The 18,560-nt window shown below is 59.5% G+C and carries 20 protein-coding genes and 1 tRNA gene; 13 read left to right on the top strand and 8 right to left on the bottom strand.

Annotated features, from left to right (window positions below):
- Nucleotides 1-57: 57 nt before the first annotated feature.
- The 3 genes from pheT (at nucleotide 58) to ACMX25_RS17945 (ending at nucleotide 3,428) form a co-directional block, all read left to right on the top strand.
- Nucleotides 58-2,493 carry a phenylalanine--tRNA ligase subunit beta gene (gene pheT, locus ACMX25_RS17955; protein ID WP_414951395.1) on the top strand — a complete coding sequence of 812 codons (2,436 nt, stop codon included), beginning with the start codon at nucleotides 58-60 and terminating at the stop codon, nucleotides 2,491-2,493.
- Nucleotides 2,494-2,540: 47 nt separating this feature from the next.
- Nucleotides 2,541-2,951, top strand: a complete 411-nt coding sequence (locus ACMX25_RS17950) for an integration host factor subunit alpha (protein WP_031359001.1) — start codon at nucleotides 2,541-2,543, stop codon at nucleotides 2,949-2,951.
- A gap of 87 nt (nucleotides 2,952-3,038) precedes the next feature.
- Complete coding sequence (locus ACMX25_RS17945; protein ID WP_414951394.1) at nucleotides 3,039-3,428, top strand: MerR family transcriptional regulator; 390 nt, start codon at nucleotides 3,039-3,041, stop codon at nucleotides 3,426-3,428.
- A 129-nt stretch (nucleotides 3,429-3,557) separates the two neighbouring features.
- Here ACMX25_RS17945 and ACMX25_RS17940 read toward each other — a convergent pair whose 3' ends face one another.
- Nucleotides 3,558-3,803 (bottom strand): hypothetical protein, encoded by a 246-nt coding sequence (locus ACMX25_RS17940; protein WP_414951393.1) that lies wholly within the window; start codon nucleotides 3,801-3,803, stop codon nucleotides 3,558-3,560.
- Between the two features lie 258 nt (nucleotides 3,804-4,061).
- On the opposite strand from ACMX25_RS17940, the gene ACMX25_RS17935 reads away from it, so the two are divergent.
- The 4 genes from ACMX25_RS17935 to ACMX25_RS17920 all read left to right on the top strand — a co-directional run bounded on the left by ACMX25_RS17935 (nucleotide 4,062) and on the right by ACMX25_RS17920 (nucleotide 8,039).
- The gene (locus tag ACMX25_RS17935; protein WP_414951392.1) at nucleotides 4,062-5,186 is read left to right on the top strand and encodes a Gfo/Idh/MocA family protein; all 1,125 of its coding nucleotides are present in this window, start codon (nucleotides 4,062-4,064) and stop codon (nucleotides 5,184-5,186) included.
- Between the two features lie 253 nt (nucleotides 5,187-5,439).
- Nucleotides 5,440-5,910 carry a VOC family protein gene (locus tag ACMX25_RS17930; protein ID WP_414951391.1) on the top strand — a complete coding sequence of 157 codons (471 nt, stop codon included), beginning with the start codon at nucleotides 5,440-5,442 and terminating at the stop codon, nucleotides 5,908-5,910.
- Nucleotides 5,911-6,071: 161 nt separating this feature from the next.
- The gene (locus ACMX25_RS17925; protein WP_414951390.1) at nucleotides 6,072-7,571 is read left to right on the top strand and encodes an MFS transporter; all 1,500 of its coding nucleotides are present in this window, start codon (nucleotides 6,072-6,074) and stop codon (nucleotides 7,569-7,571) included.
- A 141-nt stretch (nucleotides 7,572-7,712) separates the two neighbouring features.
- Nucleotides 7,713-8,039 carry an NIPSNAP family protein gene (locus ACMX25_RS17920; protein ID WP_414951389.1) on the top strand — a complete coding sequence of 109 codons (327 nt, stop codon included), beginning with the start codon at nucleotides 7,713-7,715 and terminating at the stop codon, nucleotides 8,037-8,039.
- Nucleotides 8,040-8,174: 135 nt separating this feature from the next.
- Here ACMX25_RS17920 and ACMX25_RS17915 read toward each other — a convergent pair whose 3' ends face one another.
- On the bottom strand, nucleotides 8,175-8,471 hold the full coding sequence (locus tag ACMX25_RS17915) for a hypothetical protein (RefSeq protein WP_414951388.1): 297 nt from the start codon (nucleotides 8,469-8,471) through the stop codon (nucleotides 8,175-8,177).
- 538 nt (nucleotides 8,472-9,009) lie between these two features.
- Nucleotides 9,010-9,351 (bottom strand): hypothetical protein, encoded by a 342-nt coding sequence (locus tag ACMX25_RS17910; protein ID WP_414951387.1) that lies wholly within the window; start codon nucleotides 9,349-9,351, stop codon nucleotides 9,010-9,012.
- A 211-nt stretch (nucleotides 9,352-9,562) separates the two neighbouring features.
- Between ACMX25_RS17910 and ACMX25_RS17905 the strand changes: the two genes are divergently transcribed.
- Entirely contained in the window at nucleotides 9,563-9,802 is a 240-nt protein-coding gene (locus ACMX25_RS17905; RefSeq protein WP_414951386.1) for a hypothetical protein, read from the top strand.
- A 157-nt stretch (nucleotides 9,803-9,959) separates the two neighbouring features.
- Here ACMX25_RS17905 and ACMX25_RS17900 read toward each other — a convergent pair.
- The 5 genes from ACMX25_RS17900 to ACMX25_RS17880 form a co-directional block, all read right to left on the bottom strand.
- A tRNA-Pro gene (locus ACMX25_RS17900) sits at nucleotides 9,960-10,036 on the bottom strand.
- Between the two features lie 140 nt (nucleotides 10,037-10,176).
- Nucleotides 10,177-10,542, bottom strand: coding sequence for a hypothetical protein (locus ACMX25_RS17895; RefSeq protein WP_414951385.1), 366 nt, complete (start codon nucleotides 10,540-10,542; stop codon nucleotides 10,177-10,179).
- Between the two features lie 121 nt (nucleotides 10,543-10,663).
- On the bottom strand, nucleotides 10,664-11,632 hold the full coding sequence (locus ACMX25_RS17890) for a LysR family transcriptional regulator (RefSeq protein WP_414951384.1): 969 nt from the start codon (nucleotides 11,630-11,632) through the stop codon (nucleotides 10,664-10,666).
- Between the two features lie 61 nt (nucleotides 11,633-11,693).
- A complete protein-coding gene (locus ACMX25_RS17885; protein ID WP_414951489.1) occupies nucleotides 11,694-12,653 on the bottom strand; it encodes a LysR family transcriptional regulator in 960 nt (319 codons plus the stop codon).
- Between the two features lie 51 nt (nucleotides 12,654-12,704).
- Complete coding sequence (locus ACMX25_RS17880; protein ID WP_414951382.1) at nucleotides 12,705-13,520, bottom strand: IclR family transcriptional regulator; 816 nt, start codon at nucleotides 13,518-13,520, stop codon at nucleotides 12,705-12,707.
- A gap of 206 nt (nucleotides 13,521-13,726) precedes the next feature.
- Between ACMX25_RS17880 and ACMX25_RS17875 the strand changes: the two genes are divergently transcribed.
- The 5 genes from ACMX25_RS17875 (at nucleotide 13,727) to pcaD (ending at nucleotide 18,559) form a co-directional block, all read left to right on the top strand.
- Nucleotides 13,727-14,431 carry a 3-oxoacid CoA-transferase subunit A gene (locus ACMX25_RS17875; protein ID WP_414951380.1) on the top strand — a complete coding sequence of 235 codons (705 nt, stop codon included), beginning with the start codon at nucleotides 13,727-13,729 and terminating at the stop codon, nucleotides 14,429-14,431.
- A gap of 70 nt (nucleotides 14,432-14,501) precedes the next feature.
- Entirely contained in the window at nucleotides 14,502-15,170 is a 669-nt protein-coding gene (locus tag ACMX25_RS17870; protein ID WP_414951378.1) for a 3-oxoacid CoA-transferase subunit B, read from the top strand.
- A gap of 13 nt (nucleotides 15,171-15,183) precedes the next feature.
- The gene (gene pcaF, locus ACMX25_RS17865; protein WP_414951377.1) at nucleotides 15,184-16,386 is read left to right on the top strand and encodes a 3-oxoadipyl-CoA thiolase; all 1,203 of its coding nucleotides are present in this window, start codon (nucleotides 15,184-15,186) and stop codon (nucleotides 16,384-16,386) included.
- A complete protein-coding gene (locus tag ACMX25_RS17860) occupies nucleotides 16,386-17,771 on the top strand; it encodes a 3-carboxy-cis,cis-muconate cycloisomerase (RefSeq protein ID WP_414951376.1) in 1,386 nt (461 codons plus the stop codon). The genes pcaF and ACMX25_RS17860 overlap by 1 nt, the downstream gene beginning before the upstream one ends.
- A complete protein-coding gene (gene pcaD, locus ACMX25_RS17855) occupies nucleotides 17,771-18,559 on the top strand; it encodes a 3-oxoadipate enol-lactonase (protein WP_414951375.1) in 789 nt (262 codons plus the stop codon). Before ACMX25_RS17860 ends, pcaD begins: the two co-directional genes overlap by 1 nt.
- The last annotated feature ends 1 nt before the right edge of the window (nucleotide 18,560 follow it).

Below are 18,560 nucleotides of genomic sequence, written 5' to 3'. Positions count from 1 at the left end.
TAACAGTCCGGACGCAGACACGACTTATGTCGAACCTCATTTCGAAACTAGACACACATGCAATTCCCGGAATCCTGGCTTAGAACTTTCGTCGATCCGAAGCTCTCGACCGATGAACTCTCGCACGCGCTGACCATGGCGGGTCTCGAGGTGGAAGGGCTCGCGCCCGTGGCGCCGCCGACCACGAAGATCGTCGTCGGGCAGGTGCTGGAAGTGGCGAAGCATCCGAACGCTGACAAGCTCAACGTGTGTCAGGTCGACGCCGGTACCGGCGAGACGCTGACCATTGTGTGCGGCGCGCCGAACGTGTCGCCGGGCATCAAGGTGCCGGTCGCGCTGGTCGGCGCCGAATTGCCGCCGGCGGAAGCGGGCGGTGCACCGTTCGCAATCAAGTTGTCCAAGCTGCGCGGCGTCGAAAGTCAGGGCATGTTGTGTTCGGCGCGCGAATTGAAGCTGTCGGAAGATCACAGCGGTTTGCTGATCGTTCCCGCCGATACCCCGATTGGCCAGGACATTCGCCAGACGCTCAATCTCGACGACACCGTTTTCGAAATCAAGCTCACGCCGAACAAGGCCGATTGTTTGTCGGTATTCGGCGTCGCGCGGGAAACCGCTGCGATCACGGGCGCGCCGTTGCATGCGCTCGAGATGCCGCCGGTTGACGTCACCATTAACGAAGTGCTGCCGGTCAAAGTGTTGGCGCCGGACCTGTGCGGACGCTTTTCAGGCCGCGTGATTCGCGGCGTGAACGCGCACGCGAAAACGCCGCACTGGATAGTCGAACGTCTCGAACGTTCGGGTCAGCGCAGCATCTCTGCGCTCGTCGATATCTCGAATTACGTGATGCTTGAACTCGGCCGCCCGACGCACGTATTCGATCTAGACAAGATCCACGGCGGGATCGAAGTGCGCTGGGGAAAGAAGGGCGAGACGCTCAAGCTGCTGAACGGCAACACCGTGGAACTCGATGAAACCGTCGGCGTGATCGCCGATGACCATCAGGTCGAAAGCCTCGCCGGTATCATGGGTGGTGACAGCACCGCCGTCTCGCTCGAGACGACCAACATTTACCTGGAAGCCGCGTTCTGGTGGCCGGACAGCATTCGTGGCCGCGCGCGCAGGTACAACTTTTCTACGGATGCGGCGCATCGCTTCGAGCGCGGCGTGGATTATTCGACGACCGTTGAGCATATCGAGCGTATTTCCAGGTTGATCCTCGATATTTGCGGCGGTAACGCCGGTCCCGTCGATGACCAGACGCTGAACGTGCCCACGCGCGAACCGGTGAGCATGCGCGTGTCGCGGGCGAACCGGATTATCGGCGTGGCTATTGGCGCTGAGGAAATCGCGCAGATTTTCACGCGTTTAGGCCTCACCTTCACGCGCGAAGGCGACACGTTTGCTGTCACGCCGCCGCCGTATCGGTTCGATATCGAGATTGAAGAAGACCTGATCGAGGAAGTTGCGCGTATTTACGGCTTCGAGAAGATCCCGGCGCGGCCGCCGGTCGCGACGAGCGAAATGCGTCCGACCAACGAAACGAAGCGTTCGATTCACGTGCTGCGCCACGCCGTGGCCGCACGCGATTACGCGGAAACCGTGAACTTCAGTTTCGTCGATGCCGAGTGGGAAGCGGATTTCGCCGGCAACACGAATCCTGTGAAATTGCTGAATCCCATCGCCAGCCAGCTTTCGGTCATGCGCACCACGTTGTTCGGCAGCCTGATCAGCGTGCTGCGTTACAACCTGAACCGGCGCGCAGACCGGATTCGCGTGTTCGAAGCGGGCCGTGTGTTCCTGCACGATCCGGCGATCAAAGCAGGCGAACTGGCTATTGAAGGTTTTGACCAGCCGAAGATGATAGGCGGCCTGGCTTACGGCCCCGCGCTCGAAGAGCAATGGGGAACGAAACCGTTACGCACCGTTGATTTCTTCGATGTGAAAGGCGACGTGGAAGCGCTGTTCGCGCCGGTCGTCCCGCGTTTCGTGAAAGCCGAACATCCGGCGTTGCATCCGGGGCGTAGCGCGCGAATCGAAATTGACGGCCGGGCCGTGGGCTGGATCGGTGATCTGCATCCACGCTGGATGCAGAAATACGATTTACCGAACGCGCCGGTTTTGTTCGAAATCGACGCTGAAGCGCTGATGCAGCGCGCGTTGCCGGTTCCGTCAGAAGTGCCGAAATTCCCGCCGGTTCGCCGCGATATCGCGATTGTCGTGGACCAGAAAGTGGAAGTGCAGGCGCTTATCGACGAGCTGGAAAGCGCCCGTTCCGAGGCCGCCTGCAAGCATGTCACCAGGGTTGCTTTATTCGACGAATTTCGTCCAAAATCAAGCACTTCCGGTGGGTTGGACGCGCATGAGAAAAGCCTTGCCTTCCGTGTAACGTTGCAAGATACTGGCGGGACGCTTCAGGACGAAACGGTCGAAACGGCCATCAAAACATTGGTGGAACGCTTGGCTCGAGTACATGGCGCGCGATTGCGCGGATAGCCTGCAGTTGGCCCCCTCCGTCTTCATCGTTACGCCATTTTTTCGATATGAACCAAATGAACTCGAGTGATTTCGAAGCCCTTCTTTCGGCGCAACGCAGCGCCATGATCCGAGATGTTCCCACTTCGAACGGTGCGGCAACGGCAGAAACGCCTACGCTGACAAAAGCCGAATTGGCCGAAATGCTATTTGACCATGTCGGGTTGAATAAGCGCGAAGCCAAAGATATGGTGGAAGCATTTTTCGAGGTCATTCGCGACGCGCTTGAAAGCGGCGACAGTGTCAAGCTATCTGGCTTTGGCAACTTTCAGTTACGCGACAAACCGCAACGTCCCGGACGTAATCCAAAAACGGGGGAAGCGATTCCCATCGCGGCGCGTCGTGTTGTCACGTTTCATGCGAGTCAGAAGTTGAAAGCGCTGGTGGAAGCCGGTGCTGAAAACAGTTTCGGCCGCTGAAGTGACGGGCATTTGCCAAGTGCCGCCTCTCCGCTTATTAGCGACATTAGCCCCATTCGCGACATTCACCCTATTGGTTGATTGACGATGGAAAAAGTCGTCCTGCCTCCGATTCCAGCCAAGCGCTACTTCACCATCGGTGAGGTGAGCGAGCTGTGCGGCGTCAAGCCGCATGTGCTGCGCTACTGGGAACAGGAATTCACGCAACTGAGGCCTGTCAAGCGCCGGGGCAATCGCCGCTATTATCAGCATCACGAAGTGCTGCTGATCCGGCGCATTCGTGAATTGCTTTATGAGCAGGGTTTTACAATCAACGGTGCGCGCAATCGTCTCGATTCACATGGTCGCCCGAACGGTTCGGCCGGTGATATCGAAGATCCGCAGGAAGGCGGCGCGGTTCCTCAAGCAAATGTGTCGGTCGATGTCGATCAATTGCGTAAGGAGATTCTGCAAGTGATCGATTTACTGGGCGGTTGACGATTCGTCAGAATCAAGCAGAAACTCAAGCAAAAAGGCGTCGTTGATTTAATCGGCGACGCCTTTTTCATTTTTGATTCGAGCGGGAACGGGTGCGGTTTTACGAGTTTTAAACTTCGCCCGAGGCTGTTATTTTCGAGCGTTGTCGCGCTTGAGTTCCAGGATCGGCAAATCCGGTTCTGACAGCATCGCTTTCAGTACATCATTCGCAAATTCCTCAACCACCGCATGCCATTCAATAGTGCCAACCGGGAAATCGCCGGGGCATTTTTTCCCCTGCGCTTTCCGGATTGCGCCGACGCTCAGACTCAACGCTCGCGCCCTCTGGAAGGTGGGATCGTTTGAGTCGGCTGGTTGGTTGATTTCGTGGTCCATAGAAGGGCTTTCGGCAGCGGGTAAAAAAACTTTAGGGTGAATCTGGCGAAAATAGGTGAGCGCCGAAACTTGTGGGGAAGTCGTCGCGCGGTCGTCTCGACGTTGTCGAAAACGCGCCGGAGCAAGAGTGTACACAAGCAAAACAGGGGCAGACGAGCGCAAAACGGGGACATAACACATGACGACACGAATCCCCCGATTGCTCCATTCCACGCTCAGCGGGTATCGTGTTTCGAGACAACGAGGAGGGAGTGGAGCATGGCGGAGACATTGGGGGTTGCGATTATCGGCGCTGGCATGATGGGCGAGGTTCACACGCGAGCGATACGGCTGGCTGGCGCGAAGGTGTGCGGAGTCGCGTCGTCGAATAAAAGCCGCGCGGAGCGGGCGGCCGCTCGCTTGGGAATCGAACGGGCTTATGCGTCGGTGGAAGAGGCGATTGCGGACCCTTCTGTATCGGTTATTCACGTTTGCACGCCGAACGCCAGCCACTTTTCGCAAGCCATGGCCGCGCTCGATGCCGGCAAGCATGTCGTCTGCGAGAAGCCGCTGGCAACTCGCGCGAGCGATGCCGAAGCGCTGGCGCTGGCTGCGCGCAAAGCGGGTCGTGTCGCGACGGTTCCGTTCGTCTATCGCTATCACCCGATGGTCCGTGAAGCGCGTGCGCTCGTGCAGGACGGCAGCGTGGGGGCGCTGCAACTGATCCACGGCAGTTATCTGCAGGACTGGCTGCTGGGCGTGGACGATACCAACTGGCGCGTCGATGCAGCGTTGGGTGGTCCATCGCGGGCATTTGCGGATATCGGCTCGCATTGGTGCGACCTGGTGGAATGGATCGGCGGCGAGCGCTTCGATTCAGTTGTGGCGAGCTTGCAGACAACGGTCGCTGAGCGGCCCGCTGGTTCGGTGCAGTCGTTTACGTCGGCAGAGAAGGGCGGTCCGACGCAAACGGTGGGCACGGAAGATATCGCTGGTGCCTTGCTGCGCACTAAAACCGGCGTGCTGACTACGCTGACGGTCAGCCAGGTGTCGGCGGGGAGGAAGAACCGGTTGTGGTTCGAAATCGATGGCGCGAAGGCGAGCCTTGTATTCGATCAGGAGGATCCGGAGCGGCTGTGGGTCGGCGAACGCGATTCCACGCGGCTGCTGGTGCGAGATCCGTCGCGAGGAAGCGCGGAGCAGCGTCGCCTGGCGACGCTGCCGGCCGGCCACGCGCAAGGTTATGCGCAATGTTTCGAGGCGTTCGTGGCGGACACTTACGCGGTGATTCGTGGCGAAACGCGCGAAGGTCTGCCGACATTCGACGACGGCTGGCGCTCGGCGCGCATCGTGGATGCGGTGCTGGCATCGTCGAAGGCGAATGGCTGGGTGCAGATCGAATAGCAAAAAGCCGGGCGCAAGCGCAAATAAGCCATCGAGGCGAGTCTTAAAACGGACTCTCCGCTGTGCGCTGTCAAAGAAATAGCCGGGTCGTTACAGGACAATGGACAGTCGAACCGACGCCTTCGAGCGCATAAAAAAAGTCCGCCCGACGTGTCGATTTGCGGGCCGATCGCACGTCGTGTCGACAGAGGGCGCGTATTCAGCGCTTTCTCTCAAGTTATTTGGTCAACCTGTTACATCCAGGAGCAAAGCAATGTCCAATGCAGCTGTCAAACCGATCCCGGAAGGGATGCATACGATCACGCCTCACCTGGTTTGCAAGGGCGCGGCCGACGCCATCGAGTTCTATAAAAAAGCATTCAACGCGGTCGAGCAATCGCGATTGCCCGGTCCCGATGGATCGGTGATGCACGCCATGCTGGGTATTGGCGACTCGACGCTCATGCTTGCCGAGGAGTTCCCGAATTGCGGCCATAGCGGACCGTTGACGCTGAAAGGCTCGCCCGTCACGCTGCATTTGTATGTGAAAGACGTGGATTCCGCTTTTGCGCAAGCCGTCGCAGCCGGTGCAAAGGCCACCATGCCCGTCACCGATATGTTCTGGGGCGACCGCTACGGCCAGATCGAAGACCCGTTCGGCCATCGCTGGTCTCTCGCGACGCATATGCGCGATCTGACCGAAGGTGAGATCCGCGAAGGCATGGCCAAGATGATGCCGACGTAATGTCAGAAGTTTGCTTCAATGATTAGCAGGGCGCCGCGTATTTGAATGTCGAACCTGTCCGCGGCGCCGCCGTCATTCGACAAATAACAAAAATGAATTTGGGATGACGGGCGTACGCCGGTAGCATCGCGCGTTCCGCAGCCTTTGTCATTGCACCTCCCATGTCGATTTCCTTTGCGCCCGAGCCCGCCGTCGCGGCAGTATCCGCGTCCACCGGCGCCACCGCGCGGCCCGTTATTCGCAGCGCGGCCGATGTCTCGCAACTCGTCAATCGCGGTGCCGCAGTCGGCAGCGACGCGCGCATCGTCATCGCCATCGCACTCGGGGGCGTGTTCCTCGACGCCTACGATCTCGGCGCGCTGGCGTTCGGCGTGAAGGATATCGCCCGCGAGTTTTCGCTGACGCCGGCGGCGACCGGTTTTGTCGCATCAGCTATTACGTTTGGCGCGATCATCGGCGCGTTCCTGGGCGGCTATCTGACCGATAAGATCGGCCGATATCGCGTCTTCATGGCCGATATGTTCTTCTTCGTGGTCGCGGCCATCGCGTGCGGGCTGGCGCCCAATGCCTGGGTACTCGGCGGGGCGCGATTCGTGATGGGACTGGGCGTTGGCATCGACTTGCCGGTCGCGATGGCGTTCCTCGCCGAATTTTCGCGGCTGAACGGACGCGGCAACAAGGCGGCGCGCATCGCGATGTGGTGCCCGACGTGGTATGCCGCCATCAGTGTGTCCTATTTGCTCGTGCTCGCGTTGTACGCGGTCTTGCCGGCCAGCCATTCGGGCTGGCTGTGGCGGCTGACGCTGGGTTTCGGCGCGTTGCCGGCGCTTGTGATCATCGCGATTCGCAGCCGTTATATCAGCGAGTCGCCAGTCTGGGCGGCGAACCAGGGCGATTTGCGCGGCGCGGCGCAGATTTTGAAACGCTCGTATGGCATTGATGTCGAGGTCGATTCGGGCGCACTGCAAAGCGTTAGACAACCTGTGCATAAAGCGGCATGGAGCAACTACGGCGCATTGCTGCGCGGCGTGTATCTGCGACGCACGGTGCTCGCGACGGTCATCGCGGTGGCTTCATCGTTTGCGTACAACGCCGTGGCGTTTGGACTTCCGGTCATCATTTCCAGCTTTCTCGCGCAGTCGATGCTCACCACCATCCTCGCCTCGCTCGCGTTGAACCTGTGTTTTGCGTTCGTGGGCGGATTGATCGCCGTGCGATCGGTGCCGAAAGTCGGCGCCTGGAAGCTGACCGTGCTGGGTTACGCGTTCCAATTGACGGCGTTGATCGGACTGGCGGTGGTCGGCCGTCCCGCGGGTGGCGCGCAAGTCGTTCTGGCGATCGGGTTTCTCGCGATTTTCCTGCTGGGGCAGGGCTTTGGTCCGGGTTCGCACAGCATGACGTTTGCGTCGCTCAGTTATCCGACGTCGTTGCGTGGTGTGGGCGTGGGTTTCAACCAGACGCTGATGCGCGCGAGTTCGACTGTTTCGTTGTTCCTGTTCCCCGTCCTTTCAGCGGCACTTGGCACGAAGGTATTCTGGATCATCGCGGTGGCGCCCCTTGCCGGGCTGATCGCGCTGCTGTCAATTCGATGGGAACCGTCGGGTTATGACGTCGACGCCGAGGATTTCGATACGGCTTCCGTCACCGTCAAACAAGCGTGATCCCCGCTTGATGTCTGCTCGCGGCCGGTGATGATCGCCTGGCCGCAAGCCGGCTGCGCCAAACGCGGTACGATTCACTCATGGCGATTTCCAACCGCAGCGGTTCTGATCGCTGCATTACTTCATGTCCATGAGGAAAAAATGATCGTTGAAATGCGTATTTATCACTGCGCGCCGGGCCGTCTGCCCGCGTTGAACGACCGGTTCACCAACATTACGCTCGACTTCTTCAAGAAATACGGGATCGAACCGATCGGCTTCTGGACCACGCTGGCCGGTCCGAGCAACCACGCGCTGACCTATCTGCTGAAATGGGAAAGCCTGGCTGAGCGCGAAACCAAGTGGAACGCGTTCCAGGCCGATGCTGAATGGATCGCGAAGCGTGCGGAAACGGAGGCGAAGCAGCCTATTGTCGAGCGGATTGAAAACCACTTTCTGTCGCCGACGGCTTATTCCGCTTTGCGTTGATGGCTTGAGGCATTTTTAGGCGCTAAATGTAGCAACACGCCCGGTTGTCGGATTCGATAACCGGGCGTTTTCGCGCCCGGCATAGGCGGCGCGCTTGACGCCCGATTTCAGAGCGCTGATTTATAACGCCGCGATTCAGGCGGCACGCGCCGAGAGAGTGCTTTCCGCCTTCGATGTACCCCGAGCGATCCGGCGTCGCGGCGATGCGGACTGCTCGATTTCCGGCAGGCATCCGTGCCTTTGAAAGTATCCGGTCAGTTCGGCGGCCACCCGATAATCGCGTTGATTGAACCACTCTTTCAACGCATCCAGAAACGGTTCGACAGATTTGTCGCCGTAGTCTTTCCTGACTTCAGCGATAGCTTCGGCAAGTGCGTTGTTACGCTGTGATTCGGACAACGTGCTCGCAATATGCGAAGCGCTTCTCGACACGATCATTGCGTGAACGGAACACGTCTTTGTGTCGAAAGTGGCTTTGATATTTGGTGTCCGGCTTTGTTGACTGGCTCTCATGTGTGTGACCCCGGTTTCAGCAGAGCAGCGGCGGCGAGAACAATCCGCGCCTGGCTGGTTAATTTTTTATAGTTGTTGGATGCAGTGTGTTCAGACGGGTAATTTTGTCTCCGCGGCGCCCCGGCTGAACAGGTTATAGATGCCGCTTCATCAAGCGATGCGGTCATCCCGAATATATACGCTGCGGTGTCGGAATCGGATGCGTGCAGTGCAACAAAATTCGCTTTTTACGATGATTATTTTTCCCGCCGCCGGTGTCATTGAATGCTTAAAGCCATATGCGGTGGATACGCAAACGTTTGACGCGATGCTGGCATTGGATCAGATCGGAAGTCACTTCGCACGGTAAGTAATTGCTTTGCCCTCGAGGCAAAATCACGCAGATTGATTCGGATACCTGTGTAAAAAAGTGGGCCGATTTAGCAGGTCGTGTGCGGGTCGACTTGCGTGAAGTCTCTCAGCCTAGCGGTATCAACAAGATCGTGACTACCTCACCGGCAGCGGCAATCGCGACCGCAGAGTCAACCGGGTTCGTATTGAGGAACGTCCAAAAACCGACATCGTCTCTGAACTGATTCCACGTTCCAAAGAAACCCAGTGACAGGATCAGTCCGAAGAGCAGGCTGAATGCGATTGCCGCAGACAGCCACTTGTTGTGATCGAGACTATGCGGTGAAAACGCGAACGCACTCAAACAGAGCAACTGCACGGCAAGAACCACCAGCAATCCTGGATGGTATTGGACACCCCTGTACGTAAACGGCCGCGACATGCGAAAGCGTTCATATCTATTTCCCATGGTCCGTCCTCCCCGAACCATAAAAGTGTACGTGATCTATCGCTACGAGGGTTCCGCGTCGTTGGGACTCGCGTTAACCTTTTGAGCGCGCAAAAAACCTTGGTTAAAAGGTCCGTTATTACCGTTTCCATCGCCCGAAATCGTACTTGAGCTAAAGTTTTTCCGATTCCTGTCGTCATACAGAGCGCTACCTATTAGACCGGAGATCGCAATGAAGTCGGTAAGCGCAGAAATCGACATGGTGGAAAAGACGCTGAATGAGCTCGTTCGACGTCCACGCTTGATTCGAAGCAGCTATTGGTCAACGCATATAGAGGGGCTTCAAGCGCGCCCCGGACTTCGGGTTCAGGACAAATTGCGGCTAGCCGCTCTGCATGAGCAGATCAGCGGTGTGGCGCCAATGGGCGAGATCTCCCGTGATGTGCGAGTCGACGTTTTGATTGCGAGTTGAGCTGGGATCGACGCTCTGTCTGTGAGCTGAAACGACGTACTTCGATTCAACCGTTCGCACGCACTCCGTCTGAGTGGGAGCGTGCACGAATGCATGAAGCAAAGAAAAAAGGACTTAGCCCGTGAGAGCTAAGTCCTTGTTTTCATTACTGCTGTCTTGGTCGGGGCGACAAGATTTGAACTTGCGACCCCCTGCACCCCATGCAGGTACGCTACCAGGCTGCGCTACGCCCCGAAAGAAGGAGGAGTATATCAGAGACTCTTAAGTTTTAGAACCTGGAGAGCATCTTCGAAGCAAAAGCCCGTCAGTTTCACTCTTACATCGCGCAAATGACGTTCATTCCGCCAGCGCGCGGCACGCCGAAGTTCGCAACTTCAATACCGCAACTCGGACTGCGTGTAATCAGAGGTATGAATAGTCACCGATGGCTCGACCGCACTCCGGTTCCTCGCGCGAAACCTTAGCGCCATCACAGCCGCAACCACGCACGGAATGGCGTAAGCCACTGCGCGCTCGCCACAAGCGGACAACGACGACAGATCGATATATCGCTCACGATCGGTCGTGGTAGCTGAAGCAAAAATGAAATCCAGCAGCATCGCCAGGCAGCAAAAGCCAATGAAAATCAGCGCGCCGTTAAACACGGGGGCGCGACGCCCGGTGTTCAGCGTGTTGCATACAAACACAAACGCCCCCAACAGCAGGAAATTGAGGATCAACGGAAACCAGGGGAAATTCATCACACGCCGCTTGGTAGTCTTGGTAGTGGAAGGAGCAGGGCCATCGGTGGTCGATTTCGGAGAGTCGAACAAGCGCATCGGCGCGATCTTCACACGAGCGGTAATGTGATTTGAATACGATTTATCCTAGTTTTCCAGGCGCGGGCGAAGATACCCGCGAGCGCGGCGGGGCTATTGGACGCGGCATGGAGCCATCGACGGAATCATCGGCGGCGAGTGCTGCCGAGATGAAATCGATGAAGGTACGCACCTTGGTCGTCATGTATTTGCGGCTCGTGTAGACGGCGTACACGCGCGGTGCGAACGTCGTGTAATCGGGGAAAAGACGCGTCAGCGCGCCTGATGCCAACTCCTGCGCAACGATCCATTCGGGGAAGTAGGCAAGTCCAATTCCAGCGCGCACGAGCTGCAGCATCATGGAACTGTCGTTGGTCTTGAGCACGGCGCTGTTCTTCACCGCGAAAACACCATCCGGTCCGGAAAACTCAACCGTCTCCACGCTGGTGTAAGTCGGCAGCACGATTTCGTGGCGTTCGCCGAGTTCGCTGGGATGCCGCGGATATCCGCGCTGCTTCAGATAATCCGGCGATCCCACCAGCACGAACGGCACTCTGCAGAGCGGTCGCACGATCATCGTAGGCGACGGTTCCGACGTCGCACGCAACGCCATGTCATAGCCTTCTTCCACCAGATCGACGAAGCGGTTTTCCAGTCGCAGATCGATCAGTACTTCCGGATAACGGGCCCGATACGCAACCAGGATATCGGCGAACTTCGCGGTCGCAAACCAGCCCGGCGCCGTGATCTTGAGTACGCCGCGCGGTTGATCGGTTTGTGACCCGACTGCGGCTTCAGCGGCCTGCAGGATATCCAGCGCTTCCCGGCACTGCTCGTAATAAACACTGCCAGCTTCCGTCAGGCTCAGATGACGCGTGGTCCTGTTCAGCAGGCGAACACCCAGTTGCCGTTCGAGATTGGCAACGTGCTTGCTGGTCATCGCTGTGGAGATATCGAGCCGCTCGGCGGCTTTGACAAAGCTGCCAGCTTCTACAACATCGCGGAACACTCGCAGACTAGTTAATGCGTCCATGACTCGGCATCCATATCTCAGCGTCCATGACACTTTCCTGATAGGAAAGAAAGTGCTCAGTTTACCGGCGTTTATCTTCGCGCTTCGATTGTTCGGGGCGTTTGGGCCACTCGTCGAGTTCATCGTTGAAAAGCGACGCGACCACGCCGCGTAGCCACAGGATTCGCGGATCGTTGTGAAACTTACGATGCCAGTGCTGCTTCAGATCGAAGTGCGGCAAGGGCAGCGGCGGTTCGGCCAGCGTAATGGCCGCATGTTCAGCCGCGTACGCATAGCCGATGGCATGCGGCACCGTGGCGATCAAGTCAGTGCGCGACAGAATGAACGGCAAGGACATGAAGTGCGGCGTCTCGAGCACGGCGCGGCGGCGGATGCGTTTCTTCTCCAGGAAATTTTCCAGGACTTCCTGGCTTCGGCCCTCGGCGCGCACGACCGCGTGGCCGCATTCAACATATTGCTCAAGGGTCAGCGGGCCGCGCGAATAGGGGTGATCGCGTCGCATCAGACAGATGAAGCGATGCGAAAAGAGCCGCTGCTGGAAGAAGTTGTTGCCGGCGAGATCGGGGAAATAGCCAATGGCCAGATCGATGTCACCGCTTTCCAGAGCGCGTTCGACCTGATCGTGTTTCAGCGATACCGACCGCAGGTTTGCCCGTGGCGCGACGCTGGCGAGCGTCTGCAACAGGCGCGGCAAGAACACGATTTCGCCCACATCGGATAGCGCGATGGCGAAGGTATCGGTGGTGAGGGCGGGATCGAAGTGCTGCGTGTCGAGCAAGCCGCGTTCGATCCGGTTCAGCGCCTCGCGTGCCGCGGGCACCAGTGCGAGGGCGCGCGGCGTCGGTTCCATGCCGCGCGATGTCCGGACGAACAACGGATCGTTGAAATACTCGCGCAAGCGGCCAAGCGCCGTGCTGACACGCGGCTGGCTCACGCCAAGCCGCTCGGCCGCGCGGCTCACGTTGCGTGTCTCCTCGATCGCGACGAGATACGGGATCAGGTTCAGATCGAGTTCGTGCAGCGCGAGGTCACCGGGTTTCATCGGCATGATCTGATCGGCCTCCGCCAGGGCTTAGCCACGTCTCGCGACCATCTCGGAGACACGCTGGGCCGCGTCCAGCAGCGGATCGAGGAATGCCTTCACCATCTGCTTCGCGTTCTTGCGCTGCGCGTTGCCACTGATGTTCAGCGCCGCGATCACGCGTCCTTGCCGGTCGCGGATGGGCGCGGACATCGAAATCAGGCCTTCTTCCAGTTCCTGGTCGACGATCGACCAGCCTTGCTTGCGCACCACCGCCAGCGCGGCTTTCAGCGCGGTTTTATCGGTGAGCGTGCGCGGCGTGCGGGCTTCCAGCGGACTGGCATCGAGTACGGCATCGAGTTTGTCTTCGTCGAGCGCGGCGAGCAGCACGCGTCCGAGCGACGTGCAGAACGCCGGCAACCGGCTGCCGATAGACAAGTTGATCGTGATGATCTTATGCGTAGGCACGCGCAACACGTACACGATCTCCGTGCCGTTCAACACGGCTGCCGAACAGCTTTCATGCACCTGGCCCACCAGCTCTTCCATCACAGGTTCAGCAAGATTCCAGAACGGCATCGACGTCAGATAGGCAAAACCCAGGTCGAGGATTTTCGCCGTCAGCGTGAAATACCGCCCGTCGGCGTCGACGTAACCAAGCGCCTGGAGCGTCAGCAGAATGCGCCGCGCGCCGGCGCGCGTCAGCCCCGACGCGGCGGCGACCTCCGACAAGGTCTGCGCCGGGCGCGTAGCATCGAAGGAGCGAATCACCGATAAACCGCGCGCGAACGATTGCACATAAGCATCGCCGGGCCGCGAAGGAGATTCTGGATCAGGTAGATCGGCTTCAGCAGGGGACGTGGTCATCGCTGTCTGGTCCTTTTGGTCCTGTCCGTCAGGCAAATTGCCAATGCATCGGTACAAACCCGAGGTTCATTGACAGCGCAACGAATGCGGGAATACCATACGTTTGTTCGCTAAACGAATCCATGTTCGCACAGCGAACTTAAAAATGCAAGCAATGCCGGTCGGAATCAAATCACCCGGCGCGCTTTGATTAAGGAAGACACGGCATGATCAACAAGATTTTCGGCTCACTGAGTTCAGCGGTGAAGGACGTTCAGGACGGCGCGACCGTGATGATCGGTGGATTCGGCACGGCGGGCATGCCGTCAGAACTCATCGATGCGCTGATCGAGCGGGGCGCGCGCGAACTGACTATCGTGAACAACAATGCGGGCAATGGCGAGACCGGCCTCGCGGCGCTGTTAAAAGCGAAGCGCGTGCGCAAGATCATCTGTTCGTTCCCGCGCCAGAGCGATTCGCAAGTGTTCGACGGTTTGTATCGCGCGGGCGAACTCGAACTTGAACTCGTGCCGCAAGGCAATCTCGCAGAACGCATTCGCGCGGCGGGTGCGGGTATCGGCGGATTTTTCACGCCCACGGCTTACGGTACGAAGCTGGCTGAAGGCAAGGAAACGCGTTTTATCGATGGCCGCCATTACGTGCTTGAAGCGCCGCTGCACGCCGATTTTGCGCTGATCAAGGCGTTCAAGGGCGACCGCTGGGGCAATCTCGTGTATCGCAAGACGGCGCGTAACTTCGGGCCGATCATGGCAATGGCCGCCAAAACGGCCATCGTGCAGGTTTCGCAAGTCGTGCCGCTCGGCGCGCTGGATCCGGAAGACATCGTGACGCCGGGTATCTTCGTGCAGCGCGTGATCGAGGTGCCGCAAGCGGTGCACGCGGCAGCGCTGGCGGCGGATAAAGCGGCTTGAGCAAGCGCTGCTTGAGCGCAAGCCTCTTAGCCCGGCAGCAATAACGAATGCATCAAGCAAGGACATCGATATGAAAAAACTGACTCGTGACGAAATGGCGAAACGTGTCGCCCGTGACATTCAGGAAGGCGCGTATGTGAACCTGGGTATCGGCGTGCCGACGCTCGTCGCCAACCATCTCGCGGCGGATCGCGAAATCTTCCTGCACAGCGAAAACGGTCTGCTCGGTATGGGGCCGGCGCCGGAGAAGGGCACGGAAGACGACGAACTCATCAACGCCGGCAAACAACACGTGACGCTGCTCACCGGCGGCGCGTATTTCCACCACGCCGATTCGTTCGCGATGATGCGCGGCGGCCACCTCGATATCTGCGTGCTCGGCGCGTTCCAGGTGTCCGCGAAGGGTGACCTCGCCAACTGGCATACCGGCGCGCCCGATGCCATTCCCGCTGTCGGCGGCGCGATGGATCTGGCGATCGGCGCGAAGAAGGTCTACGTGATGATGGAGCTGCTCACGAAGCAAGGCGAAAGCAAGCTGGTGCCCGAGTGTTCGTATCCGGTGACAGGCGTGAATTGCGTGAATCGCGTGTACACGGATCACGGCGTGTTCGACGTGACGCCGAACGGGTTCGTGGTGCGGGAGATTATCGAAGGCTTGTCGTTCGACGAACTGCAGAAACTGGCGCAAGTGCCGCTGACGTTTGAACCGCTCGAAGCGGCTAACACGCTCGACGCGTAATCAGGAGAAGTGCATGAAAGAAGCCTTTATTTGCGACGCGATTCGCACACCGGTAGGCCGTTACGGCGGCGCGTTGTCCTCAGTTCGTGCCGATGACCTCGGCGCCGTGCCGCTGCGCGCGTTGATGGAACGCAACAAGGACGTGGACTGGAGCGCCGTCGATGACCTGATCTTCGGCTGCGCGAACCAGGCGGGCGAAGACAACCGCAACGTCGCGCGCATGTCGGCTTTGTTGTCCGGTTTGCCTGAAGGCATTCCCGGCTCGACGATCAACCGTTTGTGCGGATCGGGCATGGATGCAATCGGCGTGGCTGCACGGGCGATCAAGTCGGGCGAAGCGGCGCTGATGATCGCGGGCGGCGTGGAAAGCATGAGCCGCGCGCCATTCGTGCAGGGCAAGGCGACCACGGCGTTCTCGCGTCAGGCAGAGATCTTCGACACCACCATCGGCTGGCGATTCGTCAACCCGCTGATGAAGAAGATGTATGGCGTGGATTCGATGCCGGAAACGGCCGAAAACGTCGCGACCGACTACAAGGTGAGCCGCGAGGACCAGGATGCGTTTGCTGTGCGCAGCCAGCAGAAAGCATCGCGCGCGCAGAAGGACGGAACGCTCGCGCAGGAGATCGTGCCGGTTTCCATCGCGCAGAAAAAGGGCGATCCGGTGCTGGTCTCGCTGGACGAACATCCGCGTGAAACGAGCATGGAAGCGCTCGCGAGACTGAAGGGCGTCGTGCGTCCCGATGGCACGGTGACGGCAGGCAATGCGTCGGGCGTGAACGATGGCGCGGCGGCTTTGCTTATCGCCGATGAAGACAGCGCCAAGCGCTTCGGTCTCGTGCCGCGTGTGCGCGTGTTGGGCATTGCGACTGCTGGCGTGCCGCCGCGCGTGATGGGCATTGGCCCGGCGCCCGCGTCGCAGAAGCTGATGAAGCGCCTGGGCATGACCATCGATCAATTCGATGTGATCGAGCTAAACGAGGCGTTTGCATCGCAAGGTTTGGCTGTACTGCGCATGCTCGGTATTGCGGACGACGATCCACGCGTCAATCCGAACGGCGGGGCGATTGCGCTTGGTCATCCGCTCGGCATGAGCGGCGCACGCCTGGTGACGACCGCGACGTATCAGCTGCATCGGACCGGGGGACGCTTTGCGCTGTGCACGATGTGTATTGGCGTGGGTCAGGGCATTGCGATCGCTATCGAGCGTGTGTGATGTCTGAGCCGACATTTGCGGTGTCGGGACGGCTGACGGACCTGATCTGCGGCACGCGCGAGATGAACGCCGTGTGGTCCGCGCGTCAGACCGTCCAGTCGATGCTGGATGTGGAGGCGGCGCTTGCGCGGGCATCGGCTGAACATGGCGTGATTCCTTCTAGTGCAGTGGCGGCGATCGTGGCCGCTTGCAACGCCGATCTGATCGATGCTGACGCGTTGATGGCCGGCGCTGCGTCCGGCGGCAATCTCGCCATTCCGCTGGTGAAGCTGCTGACCGCGGCGGTCAAGCTTGAAGATGCCGATGCCGCCAAGTACGTGCATTGGGGCGCGACGAGCCAGGACATTATCGATACCGGTACTGTCTTGCAACTGCGTGCCACGTTCGATTTGCTGGAAGCGGGTTTGCATGACGCTTGCGACGCGCTCGCGCTTCAGGCGCAGACATATCGGACGACGCCGGCGATCGGCAGGACCTGGCTTCAGCAGGCGTTGCCGGTCACGCTCGGCCTTAAATTCGCCCAATGGCTCGACGCGTTGACGCGGCATCGCGAGCGTGTTGCGCAGTGCCGTTCGCGGGCGCTGGCGTTGCAGTTCGGCGGTGCGGCGGGCACGTTGGCGAGCCTGAGGGACAAGGCGCCGCCGGTCGCCCAATCGCTTGCCGATGACCTCGGCTTGCAACTTCCTGCGCTGCCGTGGCATACCCAGCGGGATCGCATCGCGGAAGCGGCGGCATGTTTCGGGATGCTGATCGGGACGCTCGGAAAAATCGCCCGCGACATATCGCTGCAGATGCAAACGGAAGTCGGCGAACTGGCCGAGCCGGCCGCAGCGGGCAAGGGCGGTTCATCCACGATGCCGCATAAGCGCAACCCCGTGGGCTGCGCTGCTGTTTTAACAGCCGCCATGCGCGCGCCGAATCTGGTCGCAACTGTGTTCAGCGGCATGGTCCAGGAACATGAACGCGCGCTCGGGGGCTGGCAGGCCGAATGGGAAGCGCTGCCAGATCTTGCCCGCCTGACGGGCGGTGCGCTCGCGCAGATCACGGCGATTGTTTCGAACATCGAAGTAAATTGCGGGCGTCTCGCAGCCAACCTGGATCTGACGCACGGACTGATTCTCGGCGAAGCGGTGATGCTCGCGCTCGGTGACCGAATTGGCAGGCTCGACGCGCACACGCTCGTCGAACATGCATCGAAAGAAGCCGTGGCAACCGGCGCAACGCTTTACGACGTGCTCTCGAACGACGCACGCGTCACGCAACATCTCTCGCTTGTTCAACTGCAAGCCTTGCTCGACCCGGCCAACTACGTGGGCCAGGCGCACGCTTTTGTCGATGCCGCGCTGCGTTTGCATCGAGTCCCTTCCTCCAGGAGTTTTTCGTAATGCCTTTTGCCGCCGTCAACGGTATTCAACTTTTTTATCGCATCGATGCCACCGCCGGCAGCGATGCACCCTGGCTCGTGTTGTCGAATTCGCTCGGCGCCGATGCCTCGATGTGGACGCCGCAAGTCGAAACGCTCGCGGCGAAATATCGCGTGTTGCGTTACGACACGCGCGGTCATGGCCGATCGGACGTGCCCAAGGGGCCGTACACGCTGAGCCAGCTCGTCGGCGACGTGATCGGTTTGCTCGACGCACTCGGTGTCAAGCGCGCGCACTATTGCGGGCTGTCGATGGGCGGGCTGACCGGCATCGCGCTCGCTGCACGCCACCCGGAGCGCTTCGAACGCGTGGTCTTGTCGAATACGGCGGCGCTGATCGGCTCGGACGCAATCTGGACGCCGCGGGCCGCCAAAGCCCGCGAGGAGGGTGGCATGCCGGCATTGGCCGACGCCGTTCTGCCGCGCTGGTTCACGGCTGGCTTCATGGCCGCGCAGCCGCTTGTCATGTCGGGCATTCGTGATGTGTTCCGTCACACCTCCGGCGAAGGTTACGCATCGAATTGCGAAGCGATCCGGGATGCCGATGCACGCGAAGAAGCGAAGACCATCAAGGCGCCGGTGCTGGTTATTTCGGGCACGCATGACCAGTCCACGACCGCTGCGCAAGGGCGCGAACTGGCCGGATATATCGAAGACTCACGTTACGTCGAACTCGATGCCGCGCACTTGTCGAACATCGAGCAAGCGGACGTTTACACGAAAACGCTGCTTGAGTTCCTGGGTGCCTGAC

The sequence above is a fragment of the Caballeronia eucalypticola genome, assembly GCF_047608185.1.
GTDB lineage: Bacteria > Pseudomonadota > Gammaproteobacteria > Burkholderiales > Burkholderiaceae > Caballeronia.
The sequence above is the reverse complement of the archived record's forward strand: the minus strand, read 5'-3'. Positions and strand labels throughout refer to the sequence as shown.